We start from the raw sequence: 21539 nt of genomic DNA, 5'->3' as shown, positions 1-21539 counted from the left end.
CCCTCCTCGTGTGCGGGTGTGTGCTTACGCGATGTGGTCCTCTTCCAGTTCCGCGTTGTAGCGGTTGGTGAAGCGGGTGACCATGCGTTTGGACTGTTCCGGGGCGAGGGTGAGGCTGAACTCGGCCTCCACGTTCTCGCTGAACTCGCGGGGCGTCGGGTAGCTGCCGTTTATCGACTGCTTGAACACCTGGTAGTACGCGTCCTCGTCGGGCTCCGGGGCGCCGCCGCCCTCGCCCAGCTCGCGGGTGCGGCCCGGGCCGGCCGGGATGGGGAAGCTGCCGGTCTCCTCCGGAGAGGGCTCCTGGGGCTCGGGCGCATCGAGCTGTTGCTGCCCGTACTGCTCCGTCTGCTGCTGGAACTGTTCCGGCTGCTGGTACTGCTCGTCCTGGTACTCCTCCGGTGCCTGCTCCTCGTACCAGTGCTCGTACTCCTCCTCGGGGGCGTAGGAGGGGTCGTACGTCGGGTCGTAGCCGCCCTGGTACGGGACCGACTGGGGGTGGCGGGCGTGCAGCCAGGGGCTCACTTCGGCCGGGGGTTCGGGGTGGGGCTGTTCCTGGTACCGGATGAGTTCAGGCTGCTGCTGGGTGGGGGTGCTCACCAGTTCGGGGCGCTGCTCGCCGGGAGGTGCCGTTCTCTGCGGGACGGGTGCCGCACCGGCGGCACGACTGCCCGCAGCCATGTCGACGTCGGCCGGCGGCAGCAACGCCGGCTCGATTCCCGCCGCTGCCAGGCCCGCCGGGGCCGTGTCCGCCAAGGGGACTCCGTAGCGGGCCAGGCGCAGGGGCATCAGGGATTCCACCGGGGCCTTGCGGCGCCAGGCCCGGCCGTAGCGGGAGCGCAGGCGGGCCTGGTAGACGAGACGTTCCTGCTCCAGCTTGATGACCTGGTCGTAGGAGCGGAGCTCCCAGAGCTTCATACGGCGCCAGAGGAGGAACGTGGGGACGGGGGAGAGGAGCCAGCGGGTGAGGCGGACGCCCTCCATGTGCTTGTCGGCGGTGATGTCGGCTATGCGGCCGATCGCGTGGCGGGCCGCCTCGACGGAGACGACGAAGAGGACCGGGATCACCGCGTGCATGCCGACGCCCAGCGGGTCCGGCCAGGCTGCCGCGCCGTTGAACGCGATCGTCGCCAGCGTCAGCAGCCACGCCGTCTGGCGCAGCAGCGGGAAGGGGATCCTGATCCAGGTCAGCAGGAGGTCCAGGGCGAGGAGGACACAGATACCGGCGTCGATACCGATCGGGAAGACGTAGCTGAAGTTCCCGAAGCCCTTCTGGATGGCCAGCTCCCGCACGGCCGCGTACGAACCCGCGAAACCGATACCGGCGATGATCACGGCGCCGGCCACGACCACGCCGATGAGAACGCGGTGCATCCGAGTCAGCTGCATTGGCGCGGCCACCCGTACTCCCCTCCTCTTGCGTGTTGTTGCGCGCAACAGGGTGGCACATGTGTACGGCGAACAGGTTGCCGGTGTGCATCGGAGCCCGGCCCGCGCAGGGACCGGGCTCCGGCAAAAGGCCTGGTGGGCGAGCGAGTCACCCGCGGATCATTACGAGTTGGGCACTACCGCGAGCTCTTCCGGGTCTTGGACGAAGAGCTTCCGCTCGTGGAGCTGCCCGAGTCCGAATCGGAACTCACGTCCGCGCCGGAACCGCTCGACGACGAACTCTTCGTGGCGTCCTTCGACGGGGTCTTCGAGGCACCGGACGACGGGGACGACGACGCGCCGTCGCTCTCGTTCGCCTCCTCCACCGCCTCCACGGCCTCCTCCGCGCCCGACTTCGCCGACTTCAGCAGCGCCGCCCCGTCCGGGGTCTTCTCACCGGCCAGGCCCGCGCCGTTGTAGTCGAGCGTGATGACCACGTTCTCCGTGCGCACCACGATCGTCTGCTGCTTGAAGGTGCCCTCGTCCTTCTTCTTCAGGTCGTACCGCACCGCCGTCGCCTCGTCGCCGACGCCCGCCACCGGCTCCGTCTTGACGCTCGTCGCGCCGTCCACGCCCTTCGCCGCCGTCACCTTCGACTCGAACGCCTTGTGCGCCCGGTCCTCACCGGGACCGTTCGTCGCGTCAGACTCCAGCAGATGCAGCGAGACGCTCAGCCAGCGGTACTGCGAGCCGTCCACACCGTTGTTGTCGAGGCTGATCCAGCGGCAGTCACCGCTCACGTTCTCCTCGGCGGCGTTGATCGCCTTCCCGGACTTCACGCCCTCCGGGACCAGCGACTTCAGCGTCTTCTGCGAGAACACCTCACACGCGTCCGGCAGCACCGAGTACGCCGCCTCGACCACTTCGGGCGTGGAGGTGTCGGCGAGCGCCGACTCGGCCACCTTCGACGGCTCGCCGTCACCGGAGGCGCTGTCGGAGTCGGAGTCCGAGGAACAGCCGACTGCCAAGAGCATCACCGGCACGACGGCGGCACCCACGAGGACCCTGCCCCGCCTCGGGCGCCCGGCGCGCGCGGGGCTCACGGCCCGCACCGCTCGCGCCTCTCGCGGCTGCTGATGTTGATCTGACTCTGCGGCTCGTTGCATGGTTCCTTCACTCATGACGTCACATTCATCACGCTTGTTCGTACATGTGGCGATCCCGCGTGGTTCCTGCAGTCGGATCGGGTCCGAGGGGCCACGGTACGCGGTGCGGAAGAAGTGCGGTCCTGATTCAGGGGGTTCGCCGGAGCGTCCCGAACACCCCCGACAACCACTCAGTCGTCGAACGCCCCGGCCAGCTGTTCGGCCAGATTCCGGGCCCTGTCCTGCATTTCCTCGCTGTCCGGCACGTCCGTCGTCGTCGCCGGCTGCTCCTCGTACTCCACCGTCACGATCACATTCGACGTGCGGAACACCACAGTGACCGTCCGCTGCCCGCTCGTCCCGAGCGTGTCGTCCAGGAAGGCCTCGTCGCCGAGGTCGTCGAGCGTACGGGGGAGGAGGGAGGCGGGGGTTGCGGAGGCCGAGGCGGAGCCGGACGCGGTGCCGGAGGCGTCGGCGCCGTCGCCGGAGCCGGACTCGGAACCGGAGGGTGAGGCGCTCTCCGAGGGGCTTGCCGAAGCCTCCTCCGCGCCCTCGGTGCCGTCCTGTTCCTGCTCTTCCTCCTCCTCGGCGGCGGACTCGGTCGGCGACGGCTCCGGAAGGTCCGCCGCCGCCACCTTGCCGCCGTAGACCTCCTGCGCCTTGCTGTCGCCGCTGACCGTGTCGTCGTACGACACCACGCGCTCGAAATCGATGAGGAGATAGTCGGTGGCCGACGTGGACTCCGCCTTCCAACGGCAGCCGACCTTACGGTCCGTGTCGTACGTCAGGGTCGCCTCGCCCTCGTACGCCTGCTCGCGCGTCGCCTCGTCCGTGAGCTGCTTGATGCCGGGGAGGAGGGAGTCGAGGGTGCCGTGGTCGACGGAGCCGCAGGGTTCGGGGAGCGTGTCGTAGCGGCCCGGCTGGGCGACGGAGGTGGTGGCGGTGGCGCCGCCGGGGCGCGCGTCGTCCGTCGCGCTGCTGTCGTCCGATCCCGTGCACGCGGCCAACACCGCCGCGAGGAGCACGGCGACGCCGGGTACGTACGCCTTCCGCTGCACGGTGGGGCTCCTCTCGACGCGGTCCCTGGGGACCTCTGCGCTGTCCTGCGCTGTGCTTATTCACTTGCCGCCTCGGGGTGACCCCCGGGCACCATGTGTATCGCACGCACTGCCGTGGACGCCGGTCCCGCATCCCTTTCGTGGACCTTGGTGCCGGTTTTGCGTTCTGAGACTTCTGTTTGCTTTCGGGGGAATTGAGGACGATATGTCGTACGTCGAGATGCCGGGTGCGAAGGTACCCATCCGTATGTGGACCGACCCCGCGTCGGTCGAGGACGTGGCCCTCCAGCAACTCCGCAACGTCGCGACCCTGCCCTGGATCAAGGGCCTCGCCGTCATGCCGGACGTCCACTACGGCAAGGGCGCGACGGTCGGTTCGGTCATCGCGATGCGGGGGGCGGTGTGTCCGGCGGCGGTCGGGGTCGACATCGGCTGCGGAATGTCGGCGGTGAAGACGTCCCTGACGGCGAATGACCTGCCGGGGGATCTGTCGCGACTCCGGTCGAAGATCGAGCAGGCGATTCCGGTGGGGCGGGGGATGCATGACGAACCCGTTGACCCGGGGCGGCTGTACGGGTTCGGGGGCGCCGGGTGGGACGGCTTCTGGGGGCGGTTCGAGGGAGTGGCGGAGGCCGTCAAATTCCGTCACGACCGGGCGGAAAAGCAGATGGGAACGCTCGGAGGCGGCAACCACTTTGTCGAAGTGTGCGTCGATTCGGTCGGTTCCGTCTGGCTCATGCTGCACTCCGGTTCCCGGAACATCGGCAAGGAGCTCGCGGAGCACCACATCGGCATCGCCCAGAAGCTCCCGCACAACCAGAACCTGGTCGACCGCGATCTCGCCGTCTTCATCGCGGACACCCCGCAGATGGCGGCGTACCGCAACGACCTGTTCTGGGCGCAGGAGTACGCCAAGTACAACCGCTCGATCATGATGGCGCTCCTGAAGGACGTGATCCGCAAGGAGTTCAAGAAGGCCAAGCCGACCTTCGAGCCGGAGATCAGCGCGCACCACAACTACGTGGCCGAGGAGCGCTACGACGGTATGGACCTGCTGGTCACCCGCAAGGGCGCGATCCGCGCGGGCTCCGGCGAGTACGGGATCATCCCCGGCTCCATGGGCACGGGTTCGTACATCGTGAAGGGCCTCGGCAACGAGAAGGCCTTCAACTCGGCGTCGCACGGCGCCGGTCGGCGCATGAGCCGCAACGCGGCGAAGCGGCGCTTCTCGACCAAGGATCTGGAGGAGCAGACGCGGGGCGTGGAGTGCCGTAAGGACTCCGGTGTCGTGGACGAGATCCCGGGCGCGTACAAGCCGATCGAGCAGGTCATCGATCAGCAGCGGGACTTGGTGCAGGTGGTGGCGAAGCTCAAGCAGGTCGTCTGTGTGAAGGGCTGACCTGGCAGGAGGCCCCCGGGAGCCGGGGGCCTCTGTCGTCGTCGGTGGGCGTCGACGTCAGGAGGCGTCGACAATCCCTGCCCGGAGGCGCGTGCGAAGCTGGCGGGATGGTGATCGTTCGGTCCGTCGTGCTGTTCGTGCTTGCCGCGCTCTTCGAGATCGGTGGGGCCTGGTTGGTGTGGCAGGGGGTGCGGGAGCATCGGGGGTGGGTCTGGGCGGGCGCGGGGGTGCTCGCGCTGGGGGCGTACGGGTTTGTGGCGACGTTTCAGCCGGACGCGCACTTCGGGCGGATTCTGGCGGCGTACGGCGGTGTTTTCGTGGCCGGGTCGATCGCCTGGGGGATGGTCGCGGACGGCTATCGGCCCGACCGTTGGGATGTGGTGGGCGCGCTCGTCTGTCTCGCGGGCATGGCTGTGATCATGTATGCGCCGCGGGGGAACTAGGCCGTCCGCAGGGCCTGTCGGAGGGGGGTCAGGACGGTTCTTCCGGGAGCAGGCCCAGTTGGTCCAGGAATTCCATCTCGTCGAAGTAGAGGCGGTATTCGACTATGCGGCCGTCCTTGACGGTGGCGAAGTCCGCTCCGCGGATCCTGACGTCCATGCCGGTGGCGGGGAGGGTTTCGCCGGAGGGCAGTTGGACGGGGCCGGTGTTCTTTCCGCTGAAGAAGCCCTCGTCCATGGCCGTGTCGCCGGCCTCGTAGGCGTGCAGTGACTCGAATGTCCCTTGCGGGATCGCCTGCGTCATCTGGCGCCAGTACTCGACGATGTCGTCGCGGCCGTGGATCTCGCCGCCGTCGGGGGTGACGGCGACCGCGTCCTCGGCGTACAGCGCGGCGAGGGCCTTCAGGTCGGGGTGTGTGGTGACCGCGTCCGTGAGTCGGTCCATGAGCTCACGTGCTTCTCCCATGATCCACCTCCTTGCCGGGGGATCACCCGTCTCATTGTCCCACCGCCCGCCTATCCTGGCCGGGCGAGGCATCTGCCCGATGTCCGACCCGTACGTAAGTCCAGGAGCAGCTCATGGCCACCGCCGCACCGTCCGCCGCCTCCCGCATCGCCGTCGTCACCGGTGCGAGCAGCGGGATCGGCGCCGCCACGGCCCGGCAGCTGGCCGCCGCGGGGTACCGGGTCGTGCTGACCGCGCGCCGCAAGGACCGTATCGAGGCGCTGGCGGAGGAGATCGCCGCGGCGGGCGGCAAGGCCACGGCGTACGCCCTGGACGTCACCGACCGCGCGGCGGTCGACGAGTTCGCGACCGCCTTCAAGACCATCGGCGTGCTCGTCAACAACGCCGGCGGCGCGCTCGGCGCCGACCCGGTGGCCACCGGGAACCCCGCCGACTGGCGCCAGATGTACGAGACGAACGTCATCGGTACCCTCAACCTCACCCAGGCCCTGCTCCCGGCGCTCACCGCCAGCGGTGACGGCACGGTGGTCGTGGTCTCGTCGACGGCCGGGCACGGGACGTACGAGGGCGGCGCGGGCTATGTCGCCGCCAAGCACGGGGCGCATGTCCTCGCCGAGACGCTGCGGCTGGAGATCGTCGGTACGCCGGTCCGGGTCATCGAGATCGCGCCCGGCATGGTGAAGACGGAGGAGTTCGCCCTGACCCGCTTCGGCGGCGACGAGGCGAAGGCGGCGAGCGTCTACGAGGGTGTCGCGGAGCCCCTGACCGCCGATGACGTCGCCGACACCATCACCTGGGCGGTCACCCGGCCCAGCCACGTCAACGTCGACCTGCTCGTCCTGCGCCCCCGCGCCCAGGCCTCCAACACCAAGGTGCATCGGGAGCTGTGATGACGGAGCCGTCCGAGCGGTCCCGGCCGTCCGAGTCGTCCGAGGCGTCCGAGGTGGATCTGACGTCCGAGAAGCGGCGGCTCGTCGAGGAGAAGAAGAACGAGCGGTATGTGTGGTGGTACCTCGCGTACTTTCTCTTCGGCATCCACATCGTCGCGTTCGTGATGATCTACGCGGTCACGCACGCCAAGTAGTCCGTCATGTTCGCGTACCGGGTGACAGTGCCTGTGCGTACGTCGTCGGCGGTACCCCCACCGTCGCCGTGAAGTCCCGTACGAGGTGGGCCTGGTCGGCGTAGCCGAGGTCGGCGGCGAGGGCGGCCCAGTCCGGCTCGCGGTCGGTTTCGGCGCGTTCCAGGGCCTCGTGGATGCGGTAGCGGAGGATCACCCACTTGGGGCCGACCCCGACGTACGCGGCGAAGAGGCGTTGCAGGAGCCGTACGGAGATGCCCTCGGCGCGGGCGAAGTCGGTGACCCGGCGGATGGTGCGGTCGGTGCGGATGCGGTCGACCAGGGCCATGGCGTGGTCCGCCTGGGGGTCGGGGCGGGGGCCGAGGCCCAGCAGGAACGCGTCGAGGGCGGCGACGCGGGCGTCCTCGTCGTCGGGGGCGAGGATCGCGGTCGCGTCCGTGTCCGGGAGCACCGCGGGCTGTCGTACACGGCGGCCGGTCCAGTCGGACACGGGGGTGTCCGGGGCGAAGGGGCGGAAGCCGCCGGGCCGGAACTGGATTCCGCACACCCGGCCCCTTCCCTCCAGCTTCTGGACGAAGAGGTCGAGCCCGATGCCGGAGATCTCGGCGAAGGGTTCCTGGCCCTCGTACCGCTGGAAGACGATGTTGATCGAGGGATGCGGGACGACCTGGGAGACGTACGGCTCGGTCAGGTCCCAGTCGATCAGCCAGTAGTGCTCCAGGTACGGGCGGAGGGGTTCGGCGGGCTCGCGGCGGCGGAAGCGGACGCGGGCGAGGAGTTCCCTGGCGTCCACGATGCCTCGGGTGTCACGGCGTGGGGCGGCCATGAGGCGATCGTAGGGACGGCCACTGACATCGCGGCCGTCGCCGGCACTGCGGCTGTCGCCGACCGCCACCGACCGCCACCGACCGTCACCGGCATGGCGGCCGTCATCGGCACCGCACCTGACACAGCGGTGTCACCGGCGCCGTGACCGCCGCGGCACAGGAGGAATAGTGGGAAGCGGGTCCTGGTTCGCGGGTATGGTTGAACCGTAAACAACCTGGAGGGTGGCAGCGATGATGCAGTTCGGGATCTTCAGCGTCGGTGATGTGACGCCGGACCCCACCACGGGCCGGACGCCGACCGAGCGCGAGCGCGTCAAGGCGATGGTGGAGATCGCGCTGAAGGCGGAGGAGGTCGGCCTCGACGTCTTCGCCACCGGTGAGCACCACAACCCGCCGTTCGTGCCGTCCTCGCCGACGACCATGCTCGGCTATGTCGCGGCCCGCACGGAGCGGCTGATCCTCTCCACCGCGACCACCCTCATCACCACCAACGACCCGGTGAAGATCGCCGAGGACTTCGCGATGCTCCAGCATCTCGCGGACGGGCGCGTCGACCTGATGCTGGGGCGCGGCAACACGGCGCCGGTGTATCCGTGGTTCGGGCAGGACATCCGGCAGGGCATCAACCTCGCCATCGAGAACTACGCCCTGCTGCACCGGCTGTGGCGTGAGGACGTCGTGAACTGGGAGGGGAAGTTCCGGACGCCGTTGCAGGGGTTCACATCGACGCCGAGGCCGCTGGACGGGGTGCCGCCGTTCGTCTGGCACGGGTCCATCCGGTCGCCCGAGATCGCCGAGCAGGCCGCGTACTACGGCGACGGCTTCTTCCACAACAACATCTTCTGGCCGGCCGACCACACCAAGCGGATGGTCGAGCTGTACCGGCAGCGGTACGCCCACTACGGGCACGGCACGCCCGAGCAGGCCATCGTGGGGCTCGGCGGGCATGTGTTCATGCGCCGCAATTCCCAGGACGCGGTACGGGAGTTCCGGCCGTACTTCGATGTCGCGCCGGTGTACGGCAACGGGCCGTCCCTTGAGGAGTTCGCCGAGGAGACGCCGCTCACGGTGGGGTCGCCGCAGCAGGTGATCGAGAAGACGTTGGCGTTCCGGGAGTACGCCGGGGACTATCAGCGGCAGTTGTTCCTCGTCGACCATGCGGGGTTGCCGCTCAAGACCGTGCTTGAGCAGATCGACATGTTGGGGGAGGAGGTTGTGCCGGTGTTGCGGGAGGAGTTCGCGAAGGGCCGGCCGGCGGTTGTGCCGGACGCGCCCAGCCATGCGGGGCGCTTGAGAGTGTTGACGGGCTGAGTCTCGCCGTTGGGGGTGCGGTTCGTTTCAGGCTGCGGGTTCGTTCTGGTTGCTCGCGCCCACGCGGCGGAGCCGCACATGTCAGAGTCCCGCGCCCCTTGAGGGGCGCGGTTGCCGGCGCCTGCTTACCGGCGCACCTTCGCAGAGCGCAGGAAAACCGCCTTCTTCCACGCCCGCACCCTCTTTCTCAGCCACCCCCTCACCTGTACTGACCCCCTGTGCCAGTTGCGCTTGCGCCTCGTCAGGCGGAGTTCTGTGAACAGGGTTTCGTAGCTTGCCACGATCGGGGTCGGGTCGTAGCGATGGGCGCTGGTCAGGGCCGCTTGGCCCATGGTGCGGCGTAGGTCGGGGTTGGTGATCAGGTCGAGGATGGCGTCGGCCAGGGCGTGGGGGTCGTTGACGGGGACGAGGCGGCCGTCGATGCCGTCGGTGATGATCTCGGCGGGGCCGAGGGGGCAGTCGGTGCTGACGACGGGGACGCCGCAGCGCATGGCTTCGACGAGGGTCATGCCGAAGGACTCGGCGTCGGAGGCGCTGACCACGATCGACGCCTGGGCGAACTCGGCCTCGATGGGCGTGTGGGGGCCCATGAGACGGGCGCGGTCGGTGAGGCCGAGGGTGTGGATGAGGGTTTCCAGGCGGTCGTGCTGTTTGCCGCCGCCGTAGATGCGCAGCTGCCAGTCCGGTTCCTTCATCGCGACCTTGGCGAACGCCTCCAGGAGGAGGTCGAAGCGTTTGCCGGGGGCCAGGCGGCCGGCGGCGGCGATGACGGGGGCGGTGCCGTCGGAGGGAGCGACTCCGGCCTCGGGGACGATGTTGGGGACGGAGATCACCCGTACGCCGGGCAGCTTCATCCGCGCGCGGTAGACCTCCGCGTCGGCGGCCGTCGTCGTGACGACCGCGTCCATGGTGCGGTAGTGGCGGGCGAGGACCTTGCGGAGGTGCTTGCTGTGGGCGTCGTGGCGCAGATGCTCCTGGGCGATGCGCAGGGCGCGGCGGGGGGCGAAGCGGGCGACGTAGACGTTGATGCCGGGACGGGTGCCGATGACGACGTCGGCGCCGCAGGCGGCGAGGTAGGCGCGGACGCGCTGGTCGGTGAGGCGGCTGTACTGCTGGTGGCGCTTGTCGGCGGTCGGGAAGTCGACGGCGGGCCGGGTGTGGGCGGGGTTGCGCAGGTCGGGGCTGTCCGGGCGGATGTCCACCAGCGGGACGAGCCCGACCCTGGGGTCGAGGGGGAACTGGGGCTCGTCCCGGTGCCGGGACATCGAGGCGATCTCCACATCGTGGTGGTCCGCGAGCGCCGAGGCCAGGTTCAGTGTCGTCCGGACGGTGCCGCCGATGGCGTACGCGTTGTGCAGCAGGAACACGATCTTCATGCGCTTGGCGCGCCTGACGTGTGCGGTGCCCTCGGTGGGAGTGCCCTCGATGGGGGTCATGCGGCGGCTCGTACCTTCCCGGCGGCGTATTGGCTTATCGGTATATGTGTGTATATGAGTTTTGGCGCGATTAAGGGTCGTTTTACTGCATCTGCTCTGTCCGATCCCTCCGGGGTGGCTGCCGTACGGCCGTTCGGGTTCCCGTGCTGACAGTCGTCACACGGATACACCGTGCGCCGGAGCGGTAAGCCGGGCGCGCGGGCGCGGTGAGAGGGCGGTAAGAAGCGAGGCCGGGGCTCCGGGGGGAGGTCGTGCCGGGGCGGGGGCTTGGCAGACTGGTGGGGTGCCCCAGAACGTGCTGCTCGCCGAGGACGACCGCGCCATCCGCCATGCCCTGGAGCGTGCGCTGACCCTGGAGGGTTACGAGGTCACGGCTGTCGCCGACGGCGTCGAGGCGCTCGCCCAGGCACATCGCAGGCAGCCGGACGTGCTGGTGCTCGACGTGATGATGCCCGGCATAGACGGTCTCCAGGTCTGCCGGGTGCTCCGCGCGGAGGGCGACCGTACGCCGATCCTGATGCTGACGGCGCTGGTGGAGACCGCCGACCGGATCGCCGGGCTCGACGCCGGGGCGGACGACTATGTCGTCAAGCCCTTCGACGTGGAGGAGGTCTTCGCCCGGCTGCGCGCGCTGCTGCGCCGGACGAGCGGCACCGGGGACGTCCCCTCCGCGAAGCCCGTCCAGCCGGGGTCGGCCGCGAACGGGGCGCAGGACGCCGGTGGGCTGATCACGGCCGCCGGGGTGCGGATGGACGTACAGGCGCGGCGGGCCTGGCGCGGGTCGCGGGAGCTGGAGCTCACCCGGACCGAGTTCGACCTGCTGGAACTACTCGTCCGCAACGCCGGCATCGTCCTCGACCACGCCACCATCTACGACCGCATCTGGGGCTACGACTTCGGCCCCGGCTCCAAGAACCTCGCCGTCTACGTCGGCTATCTGCGCCGCAAGCTCGACGAACCGGGGGCGCCCGCGCTGATCCACACCGTCCGGGGTGTGGGGTACGCGCTGCGGGAAGACTGAGGCGGGCGCGGTGCCGCCGTCCCGTCCCGTCCGGCTGCTGTCCCGGGTGCTCGCCCGGCTGCGTCTCGGCCCTTCACTGCGGGCGACGTTCACGATGTCGTTCGTGGCCGTGGCGTGCGTCGTCACCGTGCTCGTCGGGATCCTGAGCTACAGCGCGGCGGCGCGGCTGGTGCGGGTGGACCAGCAGACCGTGTTCGCCGAGGTCGTACGGGATCTGCGGGAACTGGTCGAGCAGGACGCGCTCAGCCCCGAGGACTTCGCGCCCTCCGACAGCGGCGGTCCCCGCGACGACCTCATCCGCTCCGGCCGCACCGACGTCCAGGTCCTCGGCCCCGACGGCGAGATCCTCGATGAGGGCGCCCCCGGCCTGCCCGTGCGCCCCGCCGACCGCCGTACGGCGAACGCGGACCTCCCCGGGGTGATGGTCGAGCACGGCGAGGTCGAGGTCGGCGACGACCGCTACCGGGTCGCCACCGTGGCGCTCGGCGGCGGCCGGGGCGCGGTGCAGGTCGCACAGGAGTTCAGCGACACGGAGGATCTGCTGCGGGAGCTGCAGCAGCGGACCCTGCTGTTCGTCTCGGGCGTCGTCATCTCCGCCGGGTTGTTCGGGTGGTGGCTGGCGTGGCGGCAGACCCGGCGGCTGGTCCAGCTGACCGCGGCGGCCGAGGACGTGGCCAGGACCGGGCATCTCGGGATCCAGGTGCCGGTCGCCGGGCGCGACGAGGTCGGCCGCCTCGGCCGCTCGTTCGACCGCATGCTCGTACGCCTGGCCCAGTCCGAGGAGGACCAGCGGCGACTGGTCCAGGACGCCGGGCACGAGCTGCGCACCCCGCTGACGTCCCTGCGTACGAACATCTCCCTGCTGCGGCGCATCGACGAACTCCCGGCCGGGGTCCGTGAGGAACTGGTCGACGACCTCGCCCAGGAGGCCCGCGAACTCACCGACCTCGTCAACGAGTTGGTCGACCTCGCCGCCGGCCACTCCAGCACCGAGCCCGTGCAGCGGGTGCAGCTGGCCGACATCGCCGAGGACGTCGCGGCCACCGCTCGGCGGCGTACGGGGCGGGAGGTCGTGGTGCGCGTACAGGGCGATACGACCGTGGAGGGGCGCGCCGGGGCGCTGCAGCGGGCGGTGTCCAACCTCGTGGAGAACGCGGCGAAGTTCGACCGCGAGGGGACCGGGGCGATCGAGGTGGTGGTCGCGAGGGGCGGAGCGGGGTCGATCGGTGCGGTGGGCCTGGCGGGGGGCCTGGGCGAACAGGCCGAGCTGGGCGACACCGATGTCGTACGCGTCGAGGTCCTGGACCGGGGTCCTGGCGTCGCCGACTGCGACCTCGACCGCATGTTCGACCGCTTCTATCGGGCCCCGGACGCCCGCAGCCTGCCCGGTTCCGGTCTCGGCCTGTCCATCGTGCAGGCGGTCGCCGCGGCGCACGGGGGAGCGCCGTTCGCGGGGCGGCGGGATGGCGGTGGGCTGGTGATCGGGTTCACGGTACGGGGGGCCGCGTAGGCGGGCCGATCGGCGACCCGATCGTGCTGAACCTCTCGACCGTCAGGCCCGCCTCGAACTCGCACGGGTCCGTGGCGTCGCGGTTGTCCGGCGGCTCCGGTCGGTGTCGGTGCCGGCGCTCCAGCGGCCGAGGATCGGCTCGGTCAGGGCGCGGGCCGTCCAGCAGAGGGTCTGGCCGTGCCGGCGGAAGAGCTCGTCGCGGTCGTCGAAGTGGCCGAGGTCCGCGGTGACGTGGGCGGAGAGGTCGCAGGAGGTACCGTCGGCGGCGCAGGCCCGGGCGGATGCCGCTGCCGACGCCGACGTCGATGCCGTCGCCCCGGGCGCCGACGCCGATATCGGTGCCGCCCCCGTCGTCGTACCGTCGTCGTCCCAGGTGATGCCCGTGCGGGCCACCGCGTCGAACAGGGTCTCGCCGCCCTTGTTGGTGTACTGCCCGTCGGCGCCGGGGGCGTTGAAGAGTTCGCCGACCGGGAGCCAGGTGCCGTCGACTCGGAACTCCGGCCAGGCGAGGAGGACTTGCTCGGGGACGAACGGCTTCACGTGCGGGAAGCGGGGATACCAGAAGGTGCCGTCGACGAGGAGGCCCCGGACCCGGGTGCGTACGCGGACGGCCCGGGCGACCGCCTCCAGCGTCGCCATCCGCTGGCTGCACGAACCGCGCCCCAGCCGCAGGGTCCGTGACACGGGGCGGCGGTCCTCGACCGAGTACACCGGGCGAACGGTGTGGGCGATGATCCGGTGCGCGGAGCGCAGCGCGTCGCGTGGGGTGGCCTCGCTGAGGACCCGGTGGGCGAGCCGCCCGACCAGCGGGTCGTCGTGGTCCAGGATGGCGGTGGCCCGCGTGGAGCCCCGTATGTCTTCGGGGGGCCGTGGCCGGGCGCCCGCCCGTTTGTCCCGCGCGTTGTATGCCATGAGCAACCGGCTGGTCATGTCCGTCCCCGCACCGTCCCGCAACCGTGGCCGTTCCCGGCCCGTCCCCGTAGGGGCCGCGCCGGTTCCCCGGCGGGTTCCCAGTGGCCCATCATCACACGGGGGCGCGGCGCGGGGACGGCGCGGTCGGGCGGGGTGTCCACCAGGGGTGGGCGGGGTTTTCCCGCGATGGGCCGAGGCGCGGCTTTCGTAGTACTTCCACCGAGGCCATTGCGGCGGCGCGAATATGCAGACTACGGTCCTTTCTGCGCTCACGTAGAGTGCTCAGTTGATAACTCATAGGCATCTAGTTCGCAACTCACCCCTGCGTACCGCCAGTTGAAAGTGCGCCCCGGGTCCTCGTAGCCCGAGGAGGAGCCGCCGACGCGGTAGGGACTCCGTCAATCCCTTCTCGTCGCAATGGAGTTGATCATCAGTGCCCGAATCCGTCCGGAACTTTCCCGCCCCGACCCCCTGGTTCTCCCCCACCGCGACGACGTACACCCTCTTCTGCCCGCCTCTCGACACCTCCCCGTACATCGCACGCGACTTCGTCGCCACGGTGCTGCGTGCGGTCGGCCTCGACGTCCTCGTGGACGCGGCGGCCCTGTGCACGTCCGAACTGGTCACGAACGCATGTGTGCACGCCAAAGGTGGAGGATCGGTTCTGTGGGTGGGTGTGGAGGGGTGGCGGGTCCGGGTGATGGTCTACGACGGTGACGAGACCCCGCCGGTCATGCGGGACTTGACCGCGGACGGCTGGGAGGAGGGCGGTCGCGGGCTCTACCTCGTCGACGCCCTCACAGAGGGCCACTGGGGAACGGCCTCCGCCCTGCCCCACGCCACCGGCTGCCTCGCCCACCCCTGCGGCAAGGCGGTCTGGTTCGACCTGGCGGCCCCGGCACCGGACCCGTTGGAACTCGCGGTTCCGGGCCGGGGCTCGTCGTCGGCCGGACAGGCCACGTCACCGGCGAGACACGCCACGTCGTCGGCGAGAGCGGGCTCGCCGACGCGCGGTCTGGATGTGTCCTGCACGCCGTAATGGCCGAGAGCGAAGGGCGAAGAGGGTGGAAGAGGGTGGAAGAGGGTGAAGGACTCAGGCGGCGGCAGCCCTGGCCCGGCGGCGGCTCGCCCGGGCGAGCAGGAGGGACCCGATGAGCATGACGAGGCCGACGGCTGCCGCACCGCCGCCGATCGTCACCAGGTCCGTTTGCAGGGCCGGGTGCTTGGTCTTCGGGGTGCCGTCGGGGGTGGCCAGGTGTTCCTCGCCCTTGTAGGCGACGGGGACGGTGCGGTCGGCCGGGGGCTTCGCGGCGGCCTCGACGGCGGCGGCTGCGTCGATCTCGCCGTAGCCGTCGAGCGGGCTCGGGCCCAAGGAGGCGTGCCCGGCCGTGGTGGTCAGGATGGAGCGGACCTGGGCCGAGGTCAGGTCGGGGTTCTCGGACTTCATCAGGGCCACGACACCGGCGGTGAGGGCCGTCGCGGGGGAGGTGCCGTTGATCGGCTCGTAGCCGCCGGTGTTCTTGGCGCTCATGATGGCGACCCCCGGCGCGGCCACCGAGTTGTACGTCCGCACCGTGGAGAACTCGGCCCGCGTGCCGTTCTGCTGCAGCGCCGCCACCGCGATCACCCCCGGGTAACCCGCCGGGTACTGCGCCTCGTTGAACTCGTCGCCGCTGTTGCCCGCCGACGCCAGCACCGGAATCCCCGCCTGCGCGGCGCGGCCCAGGGCGTCGGCCTCCTCCTCGTCGTAGCTGTCGCCGAGGAGTTCACCGCCGATCGACATGGAGATGACGTCGGCGCCGTGCTCGATCGCGTAGTCGATCCCCCGGGCGATCACACTCGTGCCCCGGTAGAAGGACTCCTCGTCGCCGTTGGTGATCCGGACCGACAGGATCTCGGCCTTCGGCGCGACCTTGAGGACGTCCGAGGCCATCGCCGTACCGTGGTCGCCCCACTTCGGATCGCCCGGCTTCAGCCCGTCGTCCACATAGTCGGGGCCCGTCGTCACCTTGCCGGCGAGCGCCGGATGGTCCGCCTCCACACCGGAGTCCAGCACCGCGACGGTCACCCCCTCGCCCTGCGCCGCCTGTTGCGCCTCGGCCAGGTTCAGCGCCTGGTACTCCCAGCTCTGCGGCACGGTCTCGGTGGCGGCGCGGGGCGCGGCGAGCGCCGTACCCGACAGCGAGAGGGCGGCGAGACAGACCGTCGACGCCACGAGGGCGGCGGTACGTCGAGCCACCGTCCCGCACGGCCTGAGGATCGTGTTCGTCCCGGTCATGAGCTCTCCGTCAGCAGGTTCGCCAGGTGCGTGTTCATGTCGTCGCAGAGGGCCTTCGCCGCGCCCCGCCAGGGGGCGCGGTCGTCGCCGGCGGACCAGCTCTGACTGCCCCACTCGCCGGGCAACCGGCCCGCCTTACGGCCGTCCACCGCTCCCGTCGAGGCGACGAGGACGTACGGCAGGGAGAGGTCGGTGACGGCGACCCCCGCCCCGCCGTTGCTGCGTGCGCCGCTCCACTCGGCCGCCAGGGTGCCCGGCACGGCGTACGGCTTCGCGCCGACCTGAGGGTCGAGTTCGTCGGCGTCCTTCTCGAAGAACGTGGTCATCCCCGTCTTCGCGGACTCGCCCTCGGGCAGCACGATCAGCGCGACCGTCCCCACGGTGTTCCCCGTCGGGTCCACGTACGTCGCCCGCAGCACCGCCTCGCAGTCCAGGTTCGCGACGGCGGCGGCGGTGACCTTGTTCAGGCCGGCCGCGCAGTCGGTGTCCTCGGACACGCCGAGGCGGTGCCAGGTGGCCTGCTCGGGGTCGACCTCGTCGGACGCCGGGCTCTTCAGCGGTGCCAGCACCTCGGGGAACAGCTTCTCCGCCGGCTCGTTCCGCCACATCGTCGGGCCGTACCCCGTGCGGTTCGGGATCACCTGGCTGTGGTTCGAGTACGCGTGGTTGACGACGAAACCGCCGCCGAGCAGGGCGAGGGTGCCGAAGACACCGAGCACCCCGGCGAGGCAACCGAGGCCCGTCCCCTTGCTCTTGGGGGGCGTGGGCAGGGGGCGTGGGGCGTGCGGGGCCGTGTGGTGGGGCGCGTGGTGGGGCGGCTGTATGTGCGGGGGTGCGGCGTAGGCAGGGGCGGGCTGGGCGCCGTACGGGGCCTGGGCGGGGTACGGGGCCTGGCCCGGGTACTGCTGTGCCGCTCCCGGCGGGGCCGGTGAGTACTGCTGTGCCGGGTATTCCGGTGGTGTGTCCGGGTACTGCGGCTGGGGTGCCATGCCGGGGTAGTGCCCCTGCCCCGGCGGCCGGGGGCCCTGGGGTGGCGTGTGGTGAGGATGGGACATGGCCCCGTCTCCCTCGTTCGTCGTCGATGTCCGATTCGCGGGCGCGACGCACGGAGGGTGGGAAGGACGGCAAGGCAGAGCTGAACAAGGTGATGCCGAATCGCCACATGCCCCCGCACATGCGAACGCAGATCATATAGAGCCATCGTGACCGGTTGTCACCCGGTGCGGGGCGGGTGGGCACGCGGTACGTCGGCGCCCTTCAGCCGGTCCGGAGAACCGGGCCCTCAGCCGACGCGGGCGAACCGGCGGCCGGCCGCGGGTCGAGGCCGGTGGTGGGCTCGTCGAGGAAGAGGACGCGGGGGCCGGGCAGCCCGTACAACTCGGCCTGGAAACGCATGCTCTCCATGGTCGTCAGATCATGGTCCAGGGTCTGCTCCTGGAAGACGACACCGATCCGGCGCCGTACCCGCGCGGCCTCGTGGACCACGTGCGCCCCGGCCACCCACCGTCGCCCAGCGTCGGCCGCGGCAGGGGGCAGAGCACGCCGATGGTGGTGGACCTGCCCGCCCCGTGGGGACCGAGGAAGCCGAAGATCCGGCCCGCCGGGGCACAGAGGTGGACTCCGACCACGGCCTCACGCGTCCCGTGGAGCTTGCTCAGGTCCTCGGCGCGTACGGCGATGTCGTCGTCCCGCACGGAGGCTTTCCCCCTCCGCCGTCACGAGCGCGTTCGTGGCGCGATGGTGATCAGCGGGGGGATACCGGGTGTGGGCGGCAGGTCGTCGACCGGGCGGCCCTCCGCCTCCACCCACGCGTGGGCGACCATCGGGACCATACGCGTGCCCGTGCGCCAGGTCGGCCAGGTGCCCCGGGCGCGGCAGAGCAGCGCGGTGGCGATGGAGCGGGGCAGACAGCCCTGCCCCGCGCAGCGCACGCTCACCGCGACCACATCGCCGCGCGCCCGGGCCGCCTCGGCGTACGTGGCGGGGCGGGCGCCGCGGGAACAGGCGGTCAGGATCTGCCGGATGCGCAACGGGGAGAGCCGGCCGACGAGGTGCGCGGCGCCCACCGCCAGCAGGGGCAGGGAACGGCGGTGCAGGGGCAGCCGGGGGCGTTGCCGGAAGACGGAGGGGACGCTCATACGACGACCAGCCCCTTGCCGCTCAACTCGACGGTGAGCGCGGCGACATCGGCCGCCGCCCGCTCCTGGGAGACCTCGTACCGCTCCACGAGCGTGCGCGCCACGTCGGCCGCCGAGAGACCGTCGAGCAGGGCGCGCAGGATCAGGGCGCCGCTCGAATTCAGCTTGAAGCAACGGCCCTTGCGCTCGTCGAGGAGGACCATCCCGTCCTCGACGTCGGAGACGGAGACGTACCGCTGCAGCCTGGTGGTACCCGTGTCCGGCTTCTTGGTCTCGCTCATGCCGTCGCCTCGCTTCCCAGGGTGGTCGTGTTCGTGGTCGGTCCGGCGTGGGCGTGCCTCCAGCGCCGGGTGCGGGCGTTGCCGGAGAAGTCGGTGAGCAGTGCCGTACCGGCCGGGACCGCCGAGACGCCCCGCCACAGGGGGCGTTCACCGAGGGGGTGCGGGATGAGCGGGTCCATCAGCGGCAGGGCGACGAGGCGTTCGTCGATGCCCGCGTCGATGGCGGAGGCCAGCACGTCCGAGCGGTCGCAGGCCACCACGACACCGGCCACCCGGGCGGAGAACAGCCGTCGCAGCCCCGAGGCCGTGCCCTGCGAGCGCAGCCGGCACTCCTTTGACGCCAGCAGATGGCAGCTGCCGGTCAGGTTCGCGCCGATCCGGTCCAGTGAGCCGAGCGCGTCGCCCTCCCGTACGAACGCGGCGAGGCGGGCCTCGGTCGGCGGGGTCGGGCCCACGGCCGCCACCCGCGCGTCGCCGACCGTCGCGACGACGACCTCGTCGTCCGCCCACTGCCCGACGAGCCATGGCCGCCCCGACGCGTGCTCGACGATCCGTGTCGCCGCCCTGCCCAGGATCGAGGCGGCCCCCCGGGCCGCCTCACAGTCCGGAAGAACCGCGAACCAGCCGCTGCCCGCCGCCGTGCGTTCCGGCATCACGCTCATCAACCCCCTGGTTTTTCTGTGCTTTTTCTGACCCGCTCGGTGAACGAACTCCGGTCGCGGCCGGAACGTCACGCACAGTGCCCAAGAGGGCCGGTGATCGGTTTCCTTCCGGAACGGCGAAATTCCGGATACATGTTGCGATGTCGGAAGTGATGGTTACAAGGGGTGATTTCCGCCGGTTCGAGAAGGCGAGTGTCGAGTGGATATTCGAGTTTAAGAAGCTGTTTCATTCAGGTGGTGGAGGGTGATCGGCCCTCGACCGCGCGGGCGATGATGAACCGCCGGTGTCGACGTCGTCGGGTTTCGCCGTTCAAACCCTCCGTCCCGGTGATTCGGCGGCTTTTCGCCCGGTAATCCGACAATGGCCGAAACCGCTGTCCGGTGGAGGAGACGGGGAAGAGGGGCGAGCGTGGCGACGATTCAGGACGTGGCGAAGGCGGCCGGAGTCTCACCGATGACCGTGTCGAACGTCATCAACGACCACCCGAACGTGCGCCCGACGACCCGGGAGAAGGTCCTGGAGGCGATGACCCGGCTGGACTACCGCGTCAACGTGGCGGCCCGCAATCTGCGCAAGGGCCGTACCGGGACCATCGGTCTCGCCGTCCCCGATGTGAACAGTCACTACTTCAGTCGACTCGCCGCCACCATCATCAGGGTCGCCGAGCGGCACCGGCTCCGGGTCGGCATCGAACAGACCGGCGCTGTGCGGGAGAACGAGCTGGACTCCCTGTCCCTGTCCCGCAACCGCCTCTACGACGGGCTCATCCTCAGCGCGGCGGGCATGGGGCAGGCCGACGCCGAGCGGCTGCGGGTGGACCACCCGGTGGTCATCCTCGGCCAGCGCATCTTCGGCGGCCCCGTCGACCACGTCGCCATGCCCAACGTCGACGCCTCCCGGGCCGCCACCCACCACCTCGTCGAACGCGGCTGCCGACGCATCGCCGTGCTCTGCGGGGCGGTCGACGAGGTCGGCGTCTCCAGCCTCCGCCTCACCGGCTACCGGCAGGCCCTGGAAGCCGCGGGCCTGCCGTCGGACCCCGCCCTCGTCCAGCACGTGGACCGGCTCGACATGCGCGAGGGTGCCCATCGCGCCCGGCGGATGGTGGCCGACGGCCTCGACTTCGACGGCGTCTTCTGCGTGACCGACTCCCTCGCCCTGGGCGTCCTGCGAGGCCTCGCCGACACCGGCGTACGCGTCCCCGGCCAGGTCAAGGTCATCGGCTTCGACAACGTCGCCGAGAGCGAGTTCTTCATCCCGTCCCTCTCCACGATCGACCCGGACCACGACACGATGGCCGAACGCGCGGTCGAGTTGCTGATCAGCCGAATGAAAGGGGCGGATCGCGCGACGGCCTACGTGGAGTTCGTCAGCGACTTCTCCCTCGTGATCCGCGAGTCGACGGGCGGCTGAGCGGACACCGACGGCTGGTGGCGGCCGGGGCACCCGTGGGACAGTGCCGTGTATGACGCATTGAAGAGCACATGCCCGGCAGTACCGGTGGGTCAAGGTCGGGACGTGGGACACGGTTCTGGACGGGGACCGGCGGGTCTGTGCCGCGTGTGGGACGCCTGTGCGGTCGTACCAGTTCCGCTTCCATCCGCCCGAGTCGGCGATGTTCGAGCGCTGCGTCGGCCTGGGGTGGTGTTCCGGGTGCCGGATCTACTCGGCCACGATGGTCCGCGTACCCCGGACGCGCGTCCTCGTCGACGCGCTGGCATCCCTCCCGGAGGACCAGAGGGAACGGCTCCTGCGCGAAGAGGCGGCGCTGGTCGACTTCCTGGACGGACGGGGCGGTGAGCAGCGGCCGTCCACGCCGGGCATGTGACCGTCCCCTCGGGGTCACCAGCGGGTCACCCAGCCCGGCGATGTGCCGGAGGGCGGTCGGGCCGGGGACCGGGGGCGTGTGGTGGTGTTCCGGGGCAGTTGCGTGGGGACCAGGCCGACGCGGGGGCCGGCGGACAAGCCCTCGCAGGCGCGGGAGATGTCCGTGGCGGCGTCGCGGGCTGTGCGCAGGGCGGCTCGGAGCCTTTCGCGGCGGGGGGTCCGCATCACAAGGGTCAGGGCGGCGCCGGGGGCGGCGGCGCCGGTGACCACCGGTACCGCCAGGGCCGTGAGGCCGCCGGGGACGGTGGCCACCGCGTAGCCCTGGCCGTACGCCACCGCCGGCAACGGCTGCGTCGGCTCGTCCAGGTCCTTGGTGAA

The 21539-nt window shown here is 70.7% G+C and carries 23 protein-coding genes and 1 pseudogene; 10 read left to right on the top strand and 14 right to left on the bottom strand.

What is annotated here, in order from left to right:
• Positions 1–24 precede the first annotated feature (24 nt).
• The 3 genes from STRIP9103_RS11835 to STRIP9103_RS11825 form a co-directional block, all read right to left on the bottom strand.
• Positions 25–1374: a DUF2637 domain-containing protein gene (locus tag STRIP9103_RS11835; protein WP_009308632.1), complete on the bottom strand. Its 1350-nt coding sequence runs from the start codon at positions 1372–1374 to the stop codon at positions 25–27.
• 191 nt (positions 1375–1565) lie between these two features.
• On the bottom strand, positions 1566–2549 hold the full coding sequence (locus STRIP9103_RS11830; protein WP_009308646.1) for a hypothetical protein: 984 nt from the start codon (positions 2547–2549) through the stop codon (positions 1566–1568).
• A 155-nt stretch (positions 2550–2704) separates the two neighbouring features.
• Complete coding sequence (locus STRIP9103_RS11825; RefSeq protein ID WP_009308636.1) at positions 2705–3571, bottom strand: hypothetical protein; 867 nt, start codon at positions 3569–3571, stop codon at positions 2705–2707.
• 205 nt (positions 3572–3776) lie between these two features.
• Here STRIP9103_RS11825 and STRIP9103_RS11820 point away from each other — a divergent pair, with 205 nt between their 5' ends.
• Positions 3777–4970: an RtcB family protein gene (locus STRIP9103_RS11820; protein ID WP_009308652.1), complete on the top strand. Its 1194-nt coding sequence runs from the start codon at positions 3777–3779 to the stop codon at positions 4968–4970.
• Positions 4971–5077: 107 nt separating this feature from the next.
• Entirely contained in the window at positions 5078–5413 is a 336-nt protein-coding gene (locus tag STRIP9103_RS11815) for a YnfA family protein (protein ID WP_009308660.1), read from the top strand.
• 28 nt (positions 5414–5441) lie between these two features.
• Here the strand turns inward: STRIP9103_RS11815 and STRIP9103_RS11810 are convergent, their stop codons facing one another.
• A complete protein-coding gene (locus STRIP9103_RS11810) occupies positions 5442–5876 on the bottom strand; it encodes an ester cyclase (RefSeq protein WP_009308656.1) in 435 nt (144 codons plus the stop codon).
• Positions 5877–5989: 113 nt separating this feature from the next.
• Here STRIP9103_RS11810 and STRIP9103_RS11805 point away from each other — a divergent pair, with 113 nt between their 5' ends.
• Both STRIP9103_RS11805 and STRIP9103_RS11800 read left to right on the top strand, forming a co-directional pair.
• Entirely contained in the window at positions 5990–6766 is a 777-nt protein-coding gene (locus STRIP9103_RS11805) for an SDR family NAD(P)-dependent oxidoreductase (RefSeq protein ID WP_009308643.1), read from the top strand.
• Entirely contained in the window at positions 6763–6960 is a 198-nt protein-coding gene (locus tag STRIP9103_RS11800) for a hypothetical protein (protein WP_009308658.1), read from the top strand. The genes STRIP9103_RS11805 and STRIP9103_RS11800 overlap by 4 nt, the downstream gene beginning before the upstream one ends.
• 4 nt (positions 6961–6964) lie before the next feature.
• Here the strand turns inward: STRIP9103_RS11800 and STRIP9103_RS11795 are convergent, their stop codons facing one another.
• Entirely contained in the window at positions 6965–7783 is an 819-nt protein-coding gene (locus STRIP9103_RS11795; protein ID WP_048820121.1) for a helix-turn-helix domain-containing protein, read from the bottom strand.
• A 235-nt stretch (positions 7784–8018) separates the two neighbouring features.
• Between STRIP9103_RS11795 and STRIP9103_RS11790 the strand changes: the two genes are divergently transcribed.
• Positions 8019–9095, top strand: coding sequence for an LLM class flavin-dependent oxidoreductase (locus tag STRIP9103_RS11790; RefSeq protein ID WP_100243899.1), 1077 nt, complete (start codon positions 8019–8021; stop codon positions 9093–9095).
• Positions 9096–9220: 125 nt separating this feature from the next.
• Here STRIP9103_RS11790 and STRIP9103_RS11785 read toward each other — a convergent pair whose 3' ends face one another.
• Entirely contained in the window at positions 9221–10471 is a 1251-nt protein-coding gene (locus STRIP9103_RS11785) for a glycosyltransferase family 4 protein (RefSeq protein ID WP_048820120.1), read from the bottom strand.
• Between the two features lie 343 nt (positions 10472–10814).
• On the opposite strand from STRIP9103_RS11785, the gene STRIP9103_RS11780 reads away from it, so the two are divergent.
• Positions 10815–11552 carry a response regulator transcription factor gene (locus tag STRIP9103_RS11780; RefSeq protein WP_048820117.1) on the top strand — a complete coding sequence of 246 codons (738 nt, stop codon included), beginning with the start codon at positions 10815–10817 and terminating at the stop codon, positions 11550–11552.
• Between the two features lie 10 nt (positions 11553–11562).
• Positions 11563–13062 carry a HAMP domain-containing sensor histidine kinase gene (locus STRIP9103_RS11775; RefSeq protein ID WP_009308664.1) on the top strand — a complete coding sequence of 500 codons (1500 nt, stop codon included), beginning with the start codon at positions 11563–11565 and terminating at the stop codon, positions 13060–13062.
• 42 nt (positions 13063–13104) lie between these two features.
• On the opposite strand, the gene STRIP9103_RS11770 is transcribed toward STRIP9103_RS11775, so the two are convergent.
• A complete protein-coding gene (locus STRIP9103_RS11770) occupies positions 13105–13992 on the bottom strand; it encodes a transglutaminase domain-containing protein (protein WP_048820116.1) in 888 nt (295 codons plus the stop codon).
• Between the two features lie 415 nt (positions 13993–14407).
• Between STRIP9103_RS11770 and STRIP9103_RS11765 the strand changes: the two genes are divergently transcribed.
• Positions 14408–15013 carry an ATP-binding protein gene (locus STRIP9103_RS11765; RefSeq protein ID WP_009308637.1) on the top strand — a complete coding sequence of 202 codons (606 nt, stop codon included), beginning with the start codon at positions 14408–14410 and terminating at the stop codon, positions 15011–15013.
• Positions 15014–15067: 54 nt separating this feature from the next.
• On the opposite strand, the gene STRIP9103_RS11760 is transcribed toward STRIP9103_RS11765, so the two are convergent.
• From STRIP9103_RS11760 to STRIP9103_RS11735, 6 genes are all read right to left on the bottom strand, one after another.
• Complete coding sequence (locus STRIP9103_RS11760) at positions 15068–16252, bottom strand: S8 family peptidase (protein ID WP_009308647.1); 1185 nt, start codon at positions 16250–16252, stop codon at positions 15068–15070.
• Positions 16249–17307, bottom strand: a complete 1059-nt coding sequence (locus tag STRIP9103_RS11755; RefSeq protein ID WP_234022183.1) for a hypothetical protein — start codon at positions 17305–17307, stop codon at positions 16249–16251. Before STRIP9103_RS11755 ends, STRIP9103_RS11760 begins: the two co-directional genes overlap by 4 nt.
• 202 nt (positions 17308–17509) lie before the next feature.
• Positions 17510–17752, bottom strand: a complete 243-nt coding sequence (locus tag STRIP9103_RS45190; protein WP_009308641.1) for a DrrA family ABC transporter ATP-binding protein — start codon at positions 17750–17752, stop codon at positions 17510–17512.
• A gap of 215 nt (positions 17753–17967) precedes the next feature.
• A complete protein-coding gene (locus tag STRIP9103_RS11745; protein WP_009308635.1) occupies positions 17968–18390 on the bottom strand; it encodes a lasso peptide biosynthesis B2 protein in 423 nt (140 codons plus the stop codon).
• Positions 18387–18671, bottom strand: a complete 285-nt coding sequence (locus tag STRIP9103_RS11740) for a lasso peptide biosynthesis PqqD family chaperone (RefSeq protein ID WP_009308634.1) — start codon at positions 18669–18671, stop codon at positions 18387–18389. Before STRIP9103_RS11740 ends, STRIP9103_RS11745 begins: the two co-directional genes overlap by 4 nt.
• Positions 18668–19333, bottom strand: coding sequence for a hypothetical protein (locus STRIP9103_RS11735; RefSeq protein ID WP_141595397.1), 666 nt, complete (start codon positions 19331–19333; stop codon positions 18668–18670). Before STRIP9103_RS11735 ends, STRIP9103_RS11740 begins: the two co-directional genes overlap by 4 nt.
• 409 nt (positions 19334–19742) lie before the next feature.
• Between STRIP9103_RS11735 and STRIP9103_RS11730 the strand changes: the two genes are divergently transcribed.
• Positions 19743–20747, top strand: coding sequence for a LacI family DNA-binding transcriptional regulator (locus STRIP9103_RS11730; protein WP_009308649.1), 1005 nt, complete (start codon positions 19743–19745; stop codon positions 20745–20747).
• A 160-nt stretch (positions 20748–20907) separates the two neighbouring features.
• The gene (locus tag STRIP9103_RS11725) at positions 20908–21162 is read left to right on the top strand and encodes a hypothetical protein (protein ID WP_048820115.1); all 255 of its coding nucleotides are present in this window, start codon (positions 20908–20910) and stop codon (positions 21160–21162) included.
• Positions 21163–21176: 14 nt separating this feature from the next.
• Here the strand turns inward: STRIP9103_RS11725 and STRIP9103_RS11720 are convergent.
• Positions 21177–21539, bottom strand: a pseudogene (locus tag STRIP9103_RS11720) (hypothetical protein); the annotation flags it as partial.

The organism is Streptomyces ipomoeae 91-03, from assembly GCF_000317595.1.
Classification (GTDB): Bacteria; Actinomycetota; Actinomycetes; order Streptomycetales; family Streptomycetaceae; genus Streptomyces; species Streptomyces ipomoeae.
The sequence above is the reverse complement of the archived record's forward strand: the minus strand, read 5'-3'. Positions and strand labels throughout refer to the sequence as shown.

Excerpts from the sequence above, each read along its gene's own strand:
- STRIP9103_RS11835 (WP_009308632.1), bottom strand. The coding sequence starts at position 1,374 with ATGCACCGCGTTCTCATCGGCGTGGTCGTGGCCGGCGCCGTGATCATC.
- STRIP9103_RS11830 (WP_009308646.1), bottom strand. The coding sequence starts at position 2,549 with ATGAGTGAAGGAACCATGCAACGAGCCGCAGAGTCAGATCAACATCAG.
- STRIP9103_RS11820 (WP_009308652.1), top strand. The coding sequence starts at position 3,777 with ATGTCGTACGTCGAGATGCCGGGTGCGAAGGTACCCATCCGTATGTGG.
- STRIP9103_RS11815 (WP_009308660.1), top strand. The coding sequence starts at position 5,078 with ATGGTGATCGTTCGGTCCGTCGTGCTGTTCGTGCTTGCCGCGCTCTTC.
- STRIP9103_RS11810 (WP_009308656.1), bottom strand. The coding sequence starts at position 5,876 with ATGGGAGAAGCACGTGAGCTCATGGACCGACTCACGGACGCGGTCACC.
- STRIP9103_RS11805 (WP_009308643.1), top strand. The coding sequence starts at position 5,990 with ATGGCCACCGCCGCACCGTCCGCCGCCTCCCGCATCGCCGTCGTCACC.
- STRIP9103_RS11795 (WP_048820121.1), bottom strand. The coding sequence starts at position 7,783 with ATGGCCGCCCCACGCCGTGACACCCGAGGCATCGTGGACGCCAGGGAA.
- STRIP9103_RS11790 (WP_100243899.1), top strand. The coding sequence starts at position 8,019 with ATGCAGTTCGGGATCTTCAGCGTCGGTGATGTGACGCCGGACCCCACC.
- STRIP9103_RS11785 (WP_048820120.1), bottom strand. The coding sequence starts at position 10,471 with ATGAAGATCGTGTTCCTGCTGCACAACGCGTACGCCATCGGCGGCACC.
- STRIP9103_RS11770 (WP_048820116.1), bottom strand. The coding sequence starts at position 13,992 with ATGACCAGCCGGTTGCTCATGGCATACAACGCGCGGGACAAACGGGCG.
- STRIP9103_RS11760 (WP_009308647.1), bottom strand. The coding sequence starts at position 16,252 with ATGACCGGGACGAACACGATCCTCAGGCCGTGCGGGACGGTGGCTCGA.
- STRIP9103_RS11755 (WP_234022183.1), bottom strand. The coding sequence starts at position 17,307 with ATGTCCCATCCTCACCACACGCCACCCCAGGGCCCCCGGCCGCCGGGG.
- STRIP9103_RS11745 (WP_009308635.1), bottom strand. The coding sequence starts at position 18,390 with ATGAGCGTCCCCTCCGTCTTCCGGCAACGCCCCCGGCTGCCCCTGCAC.
- STRIP9103_RS11740 (WP_009308634.1), bottom strand. The coding sequence starts at position 18,671 with ATGAGCGAGACCAAGAAGCCGGACACGGGTACCACCAGGCTGCAGCGG.
- STRIP9103_RS11735 (WP_141595397.1), bottom strand. The coding sequence starts at position 19,333 with ATGAGCGTGATGCCGGAACGCACGGCGGCGGGCAGCGGCTGGTTCGCG.